This window comes from Desulfatitalea tepidiphila (genome assembly GCF_001293685.1).
Lineage (GTDB): Bacteria > Desulfobacterota > Desulfobacteria > Desulfobacterales > Desulfosarcinaceae > Desulfatitalea > Desulfatitalea tepidiphila.
Map to the genome: position 1 here is coordinate 49,332 of NZ_BCAG01000007.1, position 15,461 is coordinate 64,792.

The 15,461-nt window shown below is 58.7% G+C and carries 12 protein-coding genes and 1 riboswitch; of the genes, 4 read left to right on the top strand and 8 right to left on the bottom strand.

Features of this window, described 5'->3' with window-relative positions; translation table 11 throughout:
- Positions 1-128: 128 nt before the first annotated feature.
- Positions 129-2,789, top strand: a complete 2,661-nt coding sequence (locus DFT_RS24075) for an aldehyde dehydrogenase family protein (RefSeq protein WP_054034223.1) — start codon at positions 129-131, stop codon at positions 2,787-2,789.
- Positions 2,790-3,038: 249 nt separating this feature from the next.
- Positions 3,039-3,665 (top strand): LysE family translocator, encoded by a 627-nt coding sequence (locus tag DFT_RS24080; RefSeq protein ID WP_054034229.1) that lies wholly within the window; start codon positions 3,039-3,041, stop codon positions 3,663-3,665.
- Here the strand turns inward: DFT_RS24080 and DFT_RS24085 are convergent.
- Positions 3,662-5,848, bottom strand: coding sequence for a diguanylate cyclase domain-containing protein (locus DFT_RS24085; protein WP_054034231.1), 2,187 nt, complete (start codon positions 5,846-5,848; stop codon positions 3,662-3,664). The two genes, DFT_RS24080 and DFT_RS24085, sit on opposite strands and share 4 nt — an antisense overlap.
- A gap of 276 nt (positions 5,849-6,124) precedes the next feature.
- A riboswitch (cyclic di-GMP riboswitch) is annotated at positions 6,125-6,203 on the bottom strand.
- A gap of 411 nt (positions 6,204-6,614) precedes the next feature.
- Here DFT_RS24085 and DFT_RS24090 point away from each other — a divergent pair.
- A complete protein-coding gene (locus DFT_RS24090; RefSeq protein ID WP_054034232.1) occupies positions 6,615-7,238 on the top strand; it encodes an MlaC/ttg2D family ABC transporter substrate-binding protein in 624 nt (207 codons plus the stop codon).
- Between the two features lie 40 nt (positions 7,239-7,278).
- Positions 7,279-8,118 (top strand): MlaA family lipoprotein, encoded by an 840-nt coding sequence (locus DFT_RS24095; RefSeq protein ID WP_054034234.1) that lies wholly within the window; start codon positions 7,279-7,281, stop codon positions 8,116-8,118.
- A gap of 37 nt (positions 8,119-8,155) precedes the next feature.
- Here the strand turns inward: DFT_RS24095 and DFT_RS24100 are convergent, their stop codons facing one another.
- The 7 genes from DFT_RS24100 to DFT_RS24130 form a co-directional block, all read right to left on the bottom strand.
- Complete coding sequence (locus DFT_RS24100) at positions 8,156-9,679, bottom strand: ASKHA domain-containing protein (protein ID WP_369688348.1); 1,524 nt, start codon at positions 9,677-9,679, stop codon at positions 8,156-8,158.
- Positions 9,680-9,752: 73 nt separating this feature from the next.
- On the bottom strand, positions 9,753-10,526 hold the full coding sequence (locus DFT_RS24105) for an SIR2 family NAD-dependent protein deacylase (RefSeq protein WP_054034238.1): 774 nt from the start codon (positions 10,524-10,526) through the stop codon (positions 9,753-9,755).
- An 11-nt stretch (positions 10,527-10,537) separates the two neighbouring features.
- The gene (locus DFT_RS24110; protein ID WP_054034240.1) at positions 10,538-11,377 is read right to left on the bottom strand and encodes an MBL fold metallo-hydrolase; all 840 of its coding nucleotides are present in this window, start codon (positions 11,375-11,377) and stop codon (positions 10,538-10,540) included.
- Positions 11,371-12,345: a 50S ribosomal protein L11 methyltransferase gene (locus tag DFT_RS24115; RefSeq protein WP_054034242.1), complete on the bottom strand. Its 975-nt coding sequence runs from the start codon at positions 12,343-12,345 to the stop codon at positions 11,371-11,373. Before DFT_RS24115 ends, DFT_RS24110 begins: the two co-directional genes overlap by 7 nt.
- 27 nt (positions 12,346-12,372) lie before the next feature.
- On the bottom strand, positions 12,373-13,062 hold the full coding sequence (locus tag DFT_RS24120; protein WP_054034244.1) for a CBS and ACT domain-containing protein: 690 nt from the start codon (positions 13,060-13,062) through the stop codon (positions 12,373-12,375).
- Positions 13,063-13,076: 14 nt separating this feature from the next.
- Complete coding sequence (locus tag DFT_RS24125) at positions 13,077-14,027, bottom strand: histone deacetylase family protein (protein WP_054034246.1); 951 nt, start codon at positions 14,025-14,027, stop codon at positions 13,077-13,079.
- 186 nt (positions 14,028-14,213) lie between these two features.
- Positions 14,214-14,963: an ATP-binding protein gene (locus DFT_RS24130; RefSeq protein ID WP_054034247.1), complete on the bottom strand. Its 750-nt coding sequence runs from the start codon at positions 14,961-14,963 to the stop codon at positions 14,214-14,216.
- Positions 14,964-15,461: the final 498 nt, after the last annotated feature.

The following is a 15,461-nucleotide window of genomic DNA, read 5'->3' on the forward strand; positions in this document are numbered from 1 at the left end:
CAAGCTCGCCGTTCCGTCTTGATTTCATCGGTACCCAAACGATCCAGAAGTCTTATCCGGCTATCCATGCACCGATGTCGGATCGCACGGGATCATTTGCCCCACACCCCATAGAGAGGAGACATGCCATGGAACAGTACAAACTCTTCATCGACGGCGAATTTGTCGACGCCGCCAGCGGAGAAACCTTTGAATCCATCGATCCGGGCTCGGGCATGCCCATCGCCCAGGTGGCCAAGGCCGGCGCAGCCGATGCCGAAGCGGCCATCGATGCGGCCCGGCGGGCCTTCGACAGCGGGGTCTGGAGCGGTTTGACCCCGGCCCAGCGGGCCGACAAACTCAACGCCTTCGCCGACCAGATCACCCAGCAGACCCTGCGCATGGCCATTACCGAATCAATGGATTCGGGCCAGATCATCGGGCTGGCCAAATACTGGGGCATGCTCGGTTCGCAGATGCTGCGCAACTTCGGCCACTATGCGGCCACCCGGTTCCCCTGGCAGGAGGAGATTCCCTATGCCGGTAACGTCTTCGCACCGGGCCGGGACTACATCCGCCGGGAGCCGATCGGCGTGTGCGTGGGCATCATCCCATGGAACTTTCCCATGAGCATGGCCTTCTGGAAGATCGGCCAGGCCATTGCCATGGGCAACACCATCGTGCTCAAACCAGCCAGTTCCACGCCCCTTGGCGCCCTGATCATCGCCGAGGCGGCCAAGGCGGCCGGCATTCCCAAGGGCGTCGTCAATGTCATCGCCGGACCCGGCGGCGAGATCGGTCACACCCTGTGCACCCATCCGGCGGTGGACAAGATCGCCTTCACCGGCAGCACCGAGGTGGGCCGGCAGATCATGAAGATGGCCGCCGACACGGTCAAGAAGGTCACCCTGGAGCTGGGCGGCAAGTCCGCCAACATCATCTGCGAGGACGCGGACATCGACCTGGCCGTGGAGGGCGCCCTGTTCGGTACCTTTTTCCACCAGGGCCAGGTGTGCGAATCGGGCACCCGGGTGCTGGTGGCCTCCAAAATCTACGACGAATTCCTGGACAAGATGAAGCGCCGCGCCGAACAGCTGCGGGTCGGCTACCAGCTCGATCCCGCCTCCCAGCAGGGTCCCCTGGTCAACGCCACCCAGTTGGCCACGGTGGAGCGCTATGTGCGGTTGGGCCAGGAAGAGGGGGCCCAAGTGGTCGCCGGCGGCCGGCGCGCGGAGGTGGCGGGCCTGGACGGCGGCTTTTACTACAAGCCCACCATCTTCGGCGGGGTGAAAAACAGCATGCGTGTCGCCCAGGAGGAGATCTTCGGACCAGTGGTCTGCGTCATCAAGTACGATGGCGAAGAGGAGGCCGTGGCCCTGGCCAACGACTCGATCTACGGCCTGGCCGGCGGCGTCTTTTCGCGCAGCAATGCCCGGGCCGAGCGCATCGCCCGGCAGATCAAGACCGGCACCATGTGGGTCAACAACTACCACTCGTTCGGCGACTTCTGCCCGTTCGGCGGCTACAAGCAATCGGGCGTGGGCCGCGAACTGGGCCATGCCGGCCTGGCCGAATACACCCAGATCAAGCGCATGCACTTTCCGGCCAGCGCCGACCACAAGAGCAACTTCACCATGAAGCTCTTTTCCGACGACCCCAAGGTGCCCTTCGTGCAGTACATCACCCCCACCCTGGTGCTGGCCGGCCACGGCAGCCTCTCTTCCATCTACCGGGAGGTGGTGCGCCTGGGGGGCCGGCGGGCCATGATCCTGACCGATGCCGGGGTGCGCAAGGCCGGCTTGATCGAACCGGTCCAGGAGGCGCTGGCCGAGTTTTACGCCGGCATCTTCGACGACATCTCCCAGGACACGGACCTGGCCACCGTGGATGCGGCCGTGGCCCTGGCCCGTGAAAAGGGCATCGATATCATCGTCAGCGTGGGCGGCGGGAGCGTCATCGACACCGGCAAGGCGGTCTGCGTCACCCTGAAAAACGGCGGCAAGGCCGACGACCACGTGGCCCTCATGCGCCTGAGCGAACCCCAGATCCCCCATATCGTCATTCCCACCACCTCGGGCACGGGCAGCGAAGTGACCAACGTGGCGGTGATCAAGAGCGGCAGCGCAGGGCGCAAGGTCTATATCATCGACAACTACATCACGCCCAACACCGCCATCCTCGATCCCCAGTTCACCCTGACCCTGCCGCCGGGCCTGACGGCCACCACGGCCCTGGATGCCATGACCCATGCGGTGGAGTCCCTGACCAGCACCATGTCCAACCCCATCTGCGACGGCCATGCCCTCCAGGCCATCCGACTGATCGGCCAGAACCTGCCGAAAGCCGTGGCCGACGGCCGGGACGAACAGGCCCGCAGCAACCTGCAGATCGCAGCCACAACGGCCGGATGGGCCTTCAATATCGCCCAGGTGGGGTTGGCCCACGCCATGGCCCACACCCTGGGCATGCTGTGCAACGTGCCCCACGGCGCGGCCTGCGGCATCGTGCTGCCGGCCGTCATGCGCTACAATGCAGACCATGCCACCGACAAGCTGGCCCTGGCCGCCCAGGCGCTGGGGGTGAGCATCGGCGCGCTGGCGCCGCGTGATGCGGCCATGGCCGCTGCCGATGCGGTGGAAAAGTTGATGAAAGCGTGCGGTCATCCCATGCGGCTGAAGGAGGTGGGGGTCACCGAAGAGGCCCTGGCCATGGCGCCGTTCCACGCCATCGCCGATGCGGCGGCCCTGTTCAACGCCCGGCCGGTTTCCGATCCCAACGAGATCGCCGAATTGTACAAACAGGTCTTTTAGATGAAGTCCCTTTGAAACACGCTTACAACAATCACAAGGGCGCCCTCACCAAGGGGCGCCCTTCGATCGTCCCGCCTGCGAGCCGGCGCCGTCAGCTTTGTTCAGGAAAAAGGGAAAAACCGGCTTGAAAAAGCCGAACGCCGCGGCTATGGTGCTGCTTCACCACGAATCGTGAAGAGATCAGGCTCAATCGGCACAATACCTTCACTTCACACTTAAAACTTCAAACTTAACACTATCTGTTATCTCATGATCACCTGGTCCCAATTCGGCCTCTTCACGGCCGCGTCCCTCGTCCTGATCTTCACCCCCGGCCCGGACATCATCTACGTGATGACCCGCGGCATGGCCCAGGGCCGCAGGGCCGCCCTGGCCGCAGCGGCCGGGTTCAGCCTGGGCAATTTCGTCCACACCTTCTTTGCCGTGATCGGCCTGTCGGCCCTGCTGGCCGCCTCGGCCACCGCCTTTCACATCGTCAAGTGGGCCGGCGCCGCCTATTTGATCTACCTCGGGGTTCGCATGATCCGCAATGCCTCGGCCGCCGACCTGTCCGTCCAGGGGCCGCGCATGAGCGGTTGGGCCGTTTTTCGCCAAAGTATCGTGGCCAATGTGCTCAATCCCAAGGTGGCCATCTTTTTCCTGGCCTTCTTCCCGCAGTTCATCGATACGGGCAGGGGGGCGGCTCACTATCAGATGATGCTGCTCGGCACCTTTTTCGTTCTGCTGACCTTCGTCTGTTTTGGATTGGTGGGAATCTGTTCGGGGTGGATCGGCGGGTGGCTCAGGCGCAACACCAAAGCCGAGATGCGCATGGGCCAAATCGCGGGCGCCATTCTGATCGTTTTGGGGTTGAGCCTGGCCATACCGGAAAATTAATCGGCATCCTCGATGGTGGTCTCCGCTTTTCGCTGCCACTCGACAATCTGATTGCGCCCCTGTGCCTTGGCCCGATAAAGGGCCTTATCGGCCTGTTCGACCAGGGTTTTGGCCGAAACACTGCCCGCCGGGATCATGGCCGCCACGCCAAAACTCAATGATACATACTCATACACGTGGCTGGCGGGGTGGGGTATTTTCAGGGCGGTCACGGCGGCCCGGACCTCGCCGGCAACGAGGGCGGCCCCCTGCAAATCGGTACTGGGCAACACGATGGCGAACTCCTCGCCGCCGTAACGCGCCACCAGGTCCATGGGGCGCTTGAGCGTGCCGCTGATGGCCTGGGCCACGGCGCGCAGCGCTTCGTCCCCCTTCACGTGCCCATAGGTGTCGTTGTACAGCTTGAAAAAATCGATATCACATAATACGACGGCCAGGTAGGTGCCCTCGCGGCGCGCCCGTCGCCACTCTTCGGCCAATCGCTCGTCAAATCGACGGCGATTGGCGATCTGGGTCAAATCATCCAGCGCGGCCAGGCGCTGCAGCTCCTCGTTGGCCTTTTGCAATGCCAACTCGACCTGTTTGTACTTGCCGATGTCGATGAGCGTACCGAGGATGCGCAGCGCCGCTCCCCTGGCATCCCGCTCCACCGCCCGCCCCCGCACCTGCACCCAACGCCACTGACCACCTTGGCCCAGCATGCGCAGTTCGATTTGAAAGGCCTCATTGGCCCCGGAGATGATCTTCCCGAACGTATCTTTGAGAAAGGCCACATCTTCGGGATGGGCCAAGGTGTTCCAGGTCTCCATGCTGGAGGGCAGCTCACCGGCCTCATAGCCCAACATGGAGAACCAGCGCGGGCTGAAGTAAATCTGGCCGACCTGGGGCAGATAATCCCACAAGCCCTCGTCGGCCGAATCGAGGGCCAGGTTCAGGCGTCGTTCGTTCAGATTCATGGCCTGTTCATTGCGCTTGCGGAGCAGGGCCTCGACAAAAATGCCTGTCAGCGTTTCGATGTCGTAACGGTCCACCAGGGCATAGCCGTTTGGATTGTTGGCCAGGGCGATGAACCCGGAAACCCCCGTCTGTTTGGGCAATGGAACGGCGAGCAACGTCTTGACTTCCGGGAACCCCTCGGGAAAGGGTTGCCAATCCGCTGTCTGGTCCCCGGCGGTCAGCATGACCGGCTCATTCCCATGGACCATATGGCGCCATAGATCATTGAAAAGCGACCGGTCGTCCTGATCGGCCTGGCCCTTGACCGGGTCGCCGGCCGCCTGCATGGCCACGACCCGCCATTGACTTTCGCTTTTTTCGGCCATGAATCCAAACGGGCTCTCGGTCAGGGATTGGGCGGCCTGCAGGCAGGTGCTGGCCAGGGCATGCTCACTGCGATCGGTCAGAATCTGCTGAAGGACCCGGTTGATGGCATCCAGCAATTTGGATTTCCGCACGATCTGCTCTTCGGCCAGATCCCGCTCCAGGACCTCCAGCTGCAGCCGCTTATTGGTGCTGATCAACTCGGCCGTGCGCTCCTGGACCAACCGTTCCAATTCGGTTTTATATCGATCCAACTCGCTTTCAAGACGCTGAAGTTTGGAAAGATCCTGGGCGAGCACCAGGTTCTGAAAACCGAGCAGGGTGATCTGGCCCGCCAGGTTGTCGATCCAGGCCAATACCTTTTGAAAATCCGCCTCGGTGCCTTGCGGGCACTTCGCCAACACTCGCCAAAGGGTCTCCCCATCCAGACCCACCTGCTGCGCATAGCCGAAAACTTTCTCCTTATCGACCCGTTCATCACACACCCGGGCGATCCACCAATTGGCCAGATGGCGATCGTGGACCAGAATGGGAACAGCCGCCTTGATGATCCCCAATGGTTCGATATGCCTGAAGGCCGGCTTCTTATCGCTCCTGATTTGGTTGGCGATGGCCCTGTCGTGTTTCGAGCATCCGTCGTCCGCTGACTCGGATTGCCGGATCAGCTCGCAAATGGGGCTGTCGTTGCTGGTCATGGTCAGGGGATTGCCATCCGGATCCGTGATGACCGATCTGACACCCCCCATTTCGGCGAGCGCATCCTGCAACTGCTGCAGATCCTCCAAAGGAATCAGGTTCAGCAATGATATCTGGTCCGGAAGACGATGGCCTTCCCGACCCGCCCTATATGATCTTTCGATCATTCAGCTTTTTCCCACCGGTTCGACCGAGATGCCTTCATCGTGTATACGTACCTGTAGCCCCCGTCTTTGCGACGCACCAACAGATCACATGGACAGGCGCGTCCCTTTCTATCGGAACACCATCCTGTCTCGGCCTGGAGACATCCCAGGATGCCGCTGTCTCCTGGTGGGACCGGCCGTCGTTCACCCCAATCGCTCGCGACGGCTGTATCCACCGCATCGTGACAAAAAAACCGGACTGCCGCCAGGCAACCCGGTTTAAAACAAACGATTCATCCAGGCAGCTCGGCTATCCGCAAAACACGGACCCGCAACTTTCCGTCCTCCGGTTACCCGAAGTTTGGCTTTTCTGGCTATCAGCACATTCCCGTAACGCAATGATAGTGCCAACCATTGACCATTCTCAGGTTTGTTTTTTAACAGGCTCGATTTACATCTGAAATTTGCAAAATTGCCGCTATTTGTCAGGCGCCGCGACCAGCACATCATGTAATCGACTACCCAATGGTTATGAACTCTCTTTCCCAACTGACACCGGCTCTACCCTACGATCGCCCCTTGTCCAGGCCATCACCCGAAAAACCCGGAATCCGATTTATGCTACCGTTATCATTAAAAGGTATTTTTCTTCACGCTTGACACTCCATGGGCTTCTATCTATATATGGGAGACTTGCTCGAAAAATGGCAGTAAAGTTTTATCATAAAGATCCGATAGGTTAAATCATGTACACTGCCTTGGATCGTGTCTTTCAAAGGAGCAACCCATGTTTCTCAAGCGCTGGTCAGTCGCTATAGCCATATGGTGTCTTTTCGTCGGGACGGTCGGAGCGGGCAATGCGTCGCCCACACCGATGGACTTCGTAAAGGAACGCATCGATCAGATCATCACGATACTCAATGATCCCACTTACCACACGCCCGGCCAAAAAGGTTCGCAAAGAGATAGAATTTGGGAAGTATCGCAACCCATGTTCGATTTCAAGGAGATCAGCCAGCGAACGGTGGGACCGAAATGGGATCTCTTTTCGGAGGCGGAGAAAGAGCAGTTCACCCATGTCTTTTCCTCCTTTTTAGGCAATACCTATATCGACAAAATTCAGGGGGAGTATCACAACGAGCAAATCGTCTATCTCAAGGAACTGGTCAAAGAGCCTCTGGCCCTGGTTCGGACCAAGCTGGTCCGTGAAAGTGTCGAAATACCGATCGACTACCGATTGAGAAAAAACGATAATCAGTGGAAAGTATATGATATTCTTGTAGAAAATGGCGTCAGCCTGGTACAGAACTATCGTGTCCAATTCAGATCCATCCTGGAAAAAGAGCCTCCCGCCGAGCTGATCCGGCGGCTGGAGCAAAAACTGCAGGAACAGAATCAAGCCTTGCAATAGCCATCGCGCCTCAATTCGCCAAAACAGAGCCGGCCCGCGAATGAAAAATCGATCATTTACCAGCATTGCACTGTTTACCGTGGCACTTCTTTTTTTGATCGGCTGCGCCGGCGCCACAAGAAGCGGCGATCGTGGGACACCCGGGGAATTGCCTTCAGATCCCGAGTCATCATTGTCGGCATCCACCTCTGAAGGGGAGAATCAGCTCAGCGATGAAGAATTGCTTCTTCTTGAAGATGATTCGGATTGGAACGATGGGCCGACGGAAGAAATCTACACGGTGCCCGACCCGATAGAGCCCTTCAACCGGGTCATGTTCACCATAAACGACAAACTCTACCTGTGGATCATGATTCCCGTGGCCAAGGGATATGCCAAGGTGGTTGAACCCCAAATCCGCACGGGCGTCAAAAACTTCTTTTTCAACCTCGGTGCGCCGATACGCATCGTCAACAACATCCTGCAGGGCAAGGGGAAGGCCGCCGAGGCGGAAGTCGCACGATTTCTCTACAACTCGACGGTGGGCGTTCTCGGCTTCGGCAACCCGGCCAAGCACCATGACGGTCTCAACCCCGATCCCGAGGACCTCGGCCAGACGTTGGGGGTCTGGGGTATTGGAGACGGCTTTTTCCTCTATCTACCCGTGTTGGGTCCCTCCACGCTGAGGGATACGGTGGGCTTCGTGGGGGACCGCTATGCCAGCCCGGTGGGCTTTGTCGAGCCGATGGAGCTCTCCCTGGGACTGAGCGGATACAACGTCCTCAATACGCTCTCTTTCCGTACCGACGACTACAGGACCCTGAAAGATGCAGCCCTCGATCCCTATGTCTCTTTTCGCAACGCGTATATCCAGTTGCGGCAATCCAAGCTCCGCAGATAAGATCTGTTGCGCGTGATCCTTCTATTTCAATACCGAACTATTCGCCCATGCGCCTCCCCGGCGCCGGTACAGAGGGAAAACGACCCGGATCGGTATGCGGAATGAATTTGGCGGCCGAAAAGCGGTTCATGAAATCCTGGTTCACGTTCAATTCCATGTAGGTGATGCCGTCACGGATGGCATCGATATCCATCACCGCTTCACGGGACTGCAGAAGGAGGCTGGCGCCGCCCAGGGAGGTGTTGCCCATGGAACGGAAAGCGGTCGGCGGCAGATCGGGCAGCATGCCGATGGTGATCGCAGAGCGGGGATCGATAAACGATCCGAAGGTGCCGGCCACAAAAAAGGTCTTCAATTCGTCCAGGGCGATGCCCATGCTGCCGGTGAGGGTTTCCAAAATCGTGTACATGGCCGCCTTGGAACGGATCAGGCTGTCCATGTCGGCCTGGCTGATGCCCAGGGGCTGCCCATTGGCCGATGCCTCGGGCGGCACGATGATCACATGGGCCATGCCGTTGATTTCCACCCAACGCTCACCGCAAACCGCCGGTTGGAACTTGCCGCGGATGTCGATCATGCCGGACAGATAGAGCTGGGCCGCCAGATCGATGACCCCGGAACCGCAGATCCCCCTGGGCGGCAAATCGTCGATGGTATGGATATCGATGGCTTTCGAGTCGGGATCGATGCGCACCCGGTCGATGACGCCGGGTGCCGCCGTGGTGCCCATTCGCGTAACACCGCCCTCCAAGGCCGGCCCGGCGGCGCCGGCGCATGCCATCAGCCACTCCCGGTTGCCGAGAACCACTTCCGCATTGGTGCCCACATCCACCAGAAGAGCGGTCTCGGATTGGCGATGCAAGCCGGTGAACAGGATGCCGGCGATGAGATCTCCTCCGAAGTAGCTGCCGACACTGGGAAAGAGAAAAAGCCGGGCCAGGGGATTCACCGTCAGGCCCAACTGAGCCGCCGGGATCAGGCCGAACCGGTTGACGGCCGGGATATAGGGCTCCCGGATCATCCAGCGGGTCGGCAATCCGGCCAGCAGGTGGCTCATGGCCGTGTTGCCGGCCACACTGATCAAAAAAATGTGGTCGGGTGTCATGTGAACCGAACGACACAGGTTCGCCACCTCCCGGTTGATCCCTGCGACGATCAACGCCTGAAGCCGTTCGAGCCCACCGGGCTGGTCGGCGTAATGGATCCGCGCCAGCACATCCGGGCCGATCTCGATCTGGGGGTTGTCAAAGGCACGCTCCGCCAGGACGCGTCGATCGTCCAGATCCACCAGCCGCATCACTACCCGGGTGGTTCCCAGATCGATGGCCAGGCCGGCCAGCGCCTCGTCTGCGGCGGCCACATGAACGAGCCGGCCGCAGGCGCCGTCCCGAAAGAGGATGCACCGGACCCGATACGCAGCGTCGCGGAGGACTTGGGGCAGTCGTCGCAACAGGATCAGGTCGGCCTGCACCTGGTCGACCCCCAATTCCCGTTTCAATGCGCGTAAAAGGCGATCGGCATCGGCGGAGTTGTCGCGCAAAGAGGGCGACGGCAACGTCACGGAAACGACCCATCCGGGTGAAGTCGAGTGAGCTTGTTGTCGTTCGATCATAGCAAATGGATCACGCTTACGGTTAGGATGGCTGCCGGTTCGACCGAAGTCGCTGAACCATGGATGCCATCTGTTCCATCACTTCACCAGCTGAACCGAGCAGGGTCACGTCGCTGATCCGATGGGTCAATGGGGTGGGCTCGGGATTGACTTCGATGATGAATGCGCCGCTATGCTTGGCGATCACGGGCAGGGAGGCGGCCGGCTCGACCGTGGCCGACGTGCCGATCACCAGCATCACGTCGCAGCCGGCCGCGAGCTGCTGGGAACGCTGCAGCAACCTTGGATCGATCATTTCGCCGAAAAGCACCACGTCGGGCCGCAGCACACCGCTGCATTCACATCGCGGCGGGATCACCTCCAGGGGCACCGACCGCCAGTCGCTACGGCGGCCGCAGACGGAACAGCGCACAAATGCATGGGTGCCATGAAACTCGATGACATCGCGGTGACCCGCTTGCTGATGCAGGCCATCGACATTCTGGGTGATCACGGTCTGCAGCACCCCCATTTCCTCCAACCGCCACAGCCCCTGATGGCCGGCATTGGGGCGCGCCTTTTCCAGCACATGGCTGATACCGAGAAACAGGACCTTCCAGACTTCGGCGGGGTCGTTTTCAAAGGCGGCCACGTGGGCATATTTCATGGGATCGATTTTCTCCCAGAGACCTCCCCTGCCCCGAAAAGGCGGAATGCCGCTCTCCACGGAAATCCCCGCACCGGTCAGTGCCACTGCCTTGCGCGCCCCGGCACAGGCAATGGCCGCACGTTCCAGGGCGGGATCGGATGTTGTCATGGTTCGTCCTCCTAAAGTTCAAATACCATGTCCGCCGCCACCGCCGAACATTTCATGTCGACGCCGCGTTCGGCAATGATGTTGCGGCAGGCGGCCACCATCTCGTCCACCTCGTCGTCGGTACGTTCCTGGTTGAGATGAAACAATCCCAGCTGTTTGACTTCGGCCTTGAAGGCCAGCTCCAACACATCCAGATAAGAAGAGTGTCCCCATTCGATGAGCAATTTGTACTCGCGCGGGGTATACTCGGCGTCGTGGATCAAGAGATCGGCTCCTCGGCAAAACTCCAGATATTCGGACGCCGGCAACCCCCCGGGGTGGACGAACCCCAACTCGTTATCGGTGAGGAAGACGAAGGTTTTGCCGTCTTCGATGAACTTGTATCCCTTGCCGGTATTGGGATGGCTGATCTGAATGGGGATGACCGTGACCGACCCGATTTCAAATTGCACGGGATTACCGGCCTCATAAAAAATCTTGGCTTTCAAATCCGAATAGCGGACCGGAAAATTGGGCGGGGCCATCACTTTAGAAAACATGCTCTCCATGAACTTTTTATGAAACGGTCCCCGGTGCATGTGGATCTGCGGGTGCTCGAGGAAGAGGGGCTTGAAGAAGGGAAAGCCCATCAGGTGGTCCCAGTGGCCGTGGGTCAACAAAAAATTGTACTGGTAGCGCCCCTCCTGGATCAGCGCATTGCCCAATCGGCGAATGCCCGTGCCGGCATCGACGATTATGATATCATCGCTTCGGGTCCGGATCTCCAAGCAGGTGGTGTCTCCGCCATATTTGATATACTCTTTTCCAGATACAGGAATGGAGCCCCTCGATCCCCAGCAACGTATCAGCATGGCTGCCCCTTGTTATTCGTCCGACAATTGAAACCGCTCTCCGCCACAGCGCGTCCGTAGTACGTAAACCATGTTCCGTCCCGCTCCCACTTTTCAATTATCTCTACGGGATGTCCACGCAATTGATGCTCGATCTCTCTGGCCTGGGAACGCAGAAGACCGGAGAGGACAAACCGTTTCTGGCGGCTGAAACCTCGGGCGGCAACCAATTCGCGCATCACCGCATAGTGGATATTGGATACCATAAGGTCACTGGAAATGTCCATGAAATCCATGGCATTACCCTGTGCGACCAGTACGCTTGCCTCCATCCGATTGGCAATGACGTTCCGTTGGGCGGTTTCGGCGGCCAACCGATTCAAATCGACTGCAATGACGGCTCCGGCCCCCAGGCGGGCGGCGGCCAAGGCCAACAATCCGGTGCCGGTACCCAAATCGAGCACGGTGTGAATCGGTTGCGCATCAAAGGCCATCTGGATCGCAACCAGGCAGTCGCTGGTCGTGGGGTGCCGGCCGCTTCCGAAGACCACGCCCGGATCGAGCACGATGGCCCGCGCATCGTTGGCAACAGGGTCATCCATCCAGGGCGGGACGAAGGTCAGCCGGCCGACCTGAAATGGTCCAATGGCGTGCCCCTGCCACTCTTCGTAAGTCATCTGAAACCGGTCCTCAAGGACCAGGTGGGCCTGTCGTTGGACAAGCAGGCGCACCTCTTCATCGGACGACACCTTGAAAAAGAGAAAGGAGTCTTCCCCCTCTTGCCAGTTGCCGATGTAGTTTTCATGAGTGCTGAAGGGGTTGCCGTGAACCTGCCCCCGGATGTAGTAAATATAGAGATCTTGGTAAGGTGCAAGGAGCATGGAAGACATCGTCATGGCGGATTCGAACGGTGGCGCACCTGTGCTTATAAGAGCCAGGGTGTAGGGCAGGAATCCCTGTCGAATGTCCGGAATCGACAGCGCCCGCATTTACACCAAAAATTTTCCGGTTGCAGGTTATGCTTCAGGCGGAGCCGCCTTGGGAAGTTGATCCAGATACCATTGCATCGGATCGAGGATCTCGAAACCCAACTCGCGCAGCCGCTGCTTGACACGCATCACGTTGTTGGTCAGCAGATAGGGAAAAACGGCCCGCTTGTCTTTTTCGAAATAGCGTGCCACCAGTACGCTGCCACAGGAAATTTTCTCTTCGGTGATCACATCGACGATCCGCTTGAGCTGCCCGACTTTTTCTTCCGCCAGAATGCACAGCAGGGTCCCAGGTTCACCGATGCCCAGCACATTGATAAAGGCCCGCAGAAGGTCGCGCACCGAAATGATGCCCTTGAGCCGCCCGTCACGATCCACGACCGGAAAAGCCCCCATCCTCTTTTCCTGGATCAACAACAAGGCGTCCTGCAGGGTGTGCTCCGGCGATATGGTCGCCGGTTTGTCCGTCATGTATGTCTCCACCTTGAGATGGGCATATTTGGCGCGCTCCTGGGAATCGGGCTTTTCCTTGACAAGATGGTAAGGCAGTGCACCGCGGATATCGCGGTCCGTAATGATGCCCATCAGGATATTGTCATCATCGACCACAGGCAGATGGCGGATCTGATGCTCGCTCATCAGGTCCTGAGCTTCCAGCAGCGATGTCTCCTTGCGAACCGTGATCACCTTTTCGGTCATGGATCGGCTGACAAACATCTCATCTCCTCCTTTTATGCGTCGAGCATGATTCGCACGTGATCGGCCGCCAGCTCGGGCAGGCGATCGAGTGAATAGCCACCCTCCAAAACGGACAGCAGCCGGCCCTGGGCATATGTATCGGCCAGTTTCATGATGGACCGCATGATCCAGGCAAAACCCTCTGTGGTCACCCGCATATCGGCCATGTCGTCTTCCTTGTGGGCATCGAAGCCGGTGGACACGATAATCACCTCGGGCGAGAACTTTTCAAACGCCGGCAACAGGTCCTGTTCAAACAGGCGCCGATACTCCTCATCGCTCTGCCCGGGCAGGACCGGTGAATTTTTGGTAAAACCATATCCTTCGCCGGACCCCATTTCGAACTCTCGGCCGGTGCCGGGATAGGCGAAAGAGGGATGCTCGTGAATGGAGTAGTAAAAGACGGTGGGGTCTTTTTCGAAGATGTGCTGGGTGCCGTTGCCGTGGTGGACATCGAAGTCGATGATGCCCACGCGTTGGATGTTCCACTCCATCTGCAGATAGCGGGCGGCGATGGCGACATTGTTGAAATAGCAAAATCCCATGGCCTCTTCTCTCTCGGCATGATGTCCCGGCGGCCGGATGGCGCAGAAGGCGTTGTCGAGTTCACCGGCCATGATCATGCGCGCGGCCTCCAGCGCGCCGCCTACGGCAAGAAGTGCGGTTTCATATGTCTCGCGGCACATCTGGTTGTCTTCACAATCCAGCGTGCGATGGCCGGCCAGGCAGACCTCTTCAAAACGGCGGATGTATTTTCCGGTGTGGATCGTTTCCACCCATTTCATGTCCGCCGGCCGCGCGGTGATCCTTGTCAGGTGCGGCAGCAGGCCCGCCGATTCTATCCCCTGGTAGACGGCCTGCAACCGCTCGGCCCGTTCCGGATGGTAGGGCCCCGTATCGTGCAGCAGATATCTCTGGTCATAGAGAAAACCCGTTCTTTTCATGGCCTGCCCCTCGATGCTTTGCGATCGTTATCGACCCATTGTACGATTTTCATCTCAACCGATGACTCGCACACGTCAAACCGTTTCGCAGATCAATTCCCGGCGGAACAGGGTCTCGGCACCAACGGATCTTCTACCGCGCTTTTGATGCAATTATGAGCGCAGCCCCCAACGACCGTTGCCGGTTCACGCCAGAATTTTGTCGAATATACGGAAGGCCGCCGCCACCGCCGGATTGTTTGAATCGATGTCGATGGTCGGCTTGCCTTTGAGATCATAGGTATACACCGTCTCATCGTCCGGAATGGTACCGGCAAACACCAAACCATCCTGACCAATGAGATCGAGCACCTCTTTTTCCGGTTCCGTCTTCACCCGGTTCATCACCAGATAGCTCTTTTTGACGCCGATGTTGAGTTCCTGGGCCAACTTGTAAATGCGCAACCCCGCCTGGAGACCACGGCGGGAGGTATCGGTCACAATCAACAGAACATCGACATTGTTGGTCGTCAACCGGCTGATGTGCTCCATGCCGGCCTCGTTGTCCATCACCACGTAGGCATAATTCACGACCAACCGCTCCATCAGGTTGGTCAGCAAGGTGTTGGCCGCGCAGTAACACCCCGGTCCTTCGGGCTGTCCCATCACCACCAGGTCGAACCCGTCTTCTTCGGCCACCGCTTCTTCCAGCCGCATGGACATGAAAATATCCTTGGTCATGCCGGAAGGCACCTTGCCTTTTTTCATATCCTCGCGCGCCTGACCCAGCGTATCTTTGACCTCCAAACCTAAAACTTCGTTCAGGTTGGCGTTGCAATCCGCATCCACACCCAGTATGGGTGTTTTCCCTTTTGCAACCAGATATTTGATCAACAACCCGCAAATGGTCGTCTTGCCCGTCCCCCCCTTGCCTGCCAACGCTATCGTAAACGCCATCGTTATAGAACCTTTCCCGTCCAGTTGGATTGAAAAACTAAGTATATTAAAGTAGGTAAGTTCGTCGAGACAGTCAAGCGCCTTTTAAGCATGGGGCGGGATTTGTGCGCCCACTCCGGATATCACGGACGCCAGCCCGCTCTTGCCTGCAGTTCTAACTGAATGTGATTCAACCTGGAGAGCATGCCTTCCAAAAGGTGTTTGATAAAAAAATTCGCATCGCAGCGGGCATGGCAGGCGTGTGTGGAGCAGGTGGCCAGGGCCACATGCGCCAGCGGTCGATAGTGCCGGTTGAATGCAAACGGCGGACAAGCGGCCCAGACTGTTTGAGCGCAGCGAGTTTCTGGGCCGCCCGCCGTGCATTTTACCGGCACTCGACCGCTTGGCGTGTGGCATCGGCCACCTGTTCCACACAGGCCGGGTTTAATGAAACGCGTTCAGTTAGAATCCCTGTGCTCTTGCCAAACGGCTTGCATTCACCCAGTCGCTATGTTACTC

Excerpts from the sequence above, each read along its gene's own strand:
- DFT_RS24075 (WP_054034223.1), top strand. The coding sequence starts at position 129 with ATGGAACAGTACAAACTCTTCATCGACGGCGAATTTGTCGACGCCGCC.
- DFT_RS24080 (WP_054034229.1), top strand. The coding sequence starts at position 3,039 with ATGATCACCTGGTCCCAATTCGGCCTCTTCACGGCCGCGTCCCTCGTC.
- DFT_RS24085 (WP_054034231.1), bottom strand. The coding sequence starts at position 5,848 with ATGATCGAAAGATCATATAGGGCGGGTCGGGAAGGCCATCGTCTTCCG.
- DFT_RS24090 (WP_054034232.1), top strand. The coding sequence starts at position 6,615 with ATGTTTCTCAAGCGCTGGTCAGTCGCTATAGCCATATGGTGTCTTTTC.
- DFT_RS24095 (WP_054034234.1), top strand. The coding sequence starts at position 7,279 with ATGAAAAATCGATCATTTACCAGCATTGCACTGTTTACCGTGGCACTT.
- DFT_RS24105 (WP_054034238.1), bottom strand. The coding sequence starts at position 10,526 with ATGACAACATCCGATCCCGCCCTGGAACGTGCGGCCATTGCCTGTGCC.
- DFT_RS24110 (WP_054034240.1), bottom strand. The coding sequence starts at position 11,377 with ATGCTGATACGTTGCTGGGGATCGAGGGGCTCCATTCCTGTATCTGGA.
- DFT_RS24115 (WP_054034242.1), bottom strand. The coding sequence starts at position 12,345 with ATGCGGGCGCTGTCGATTCCGGACATTCGACAGGGATTCCTGCCCTAC.
- DFT_RS24120 (WP_054034244.1), bottom strand. The coding sequence starts at position 13,062 with ATGTTTGTCAGCCGATCCATGACCGAAAAGGTGATCACGGTTCGCAAG.
- DFT_RS24125 (WP_054034246.1), bottom strand. The coding sequence starts at position 14,027 with ATGAAAAGAACGGGTTTTCTCTATGACCAGAGATATCTGCTGCACGAT.
- DFT_RS24130 (WP_054034247.1), bottom strand. The coding sequence starts at position 14,963 with ATGGCGTTTACGATAGCGTTGGCAGGCAAGGGGGGGACGGGCAAGACG.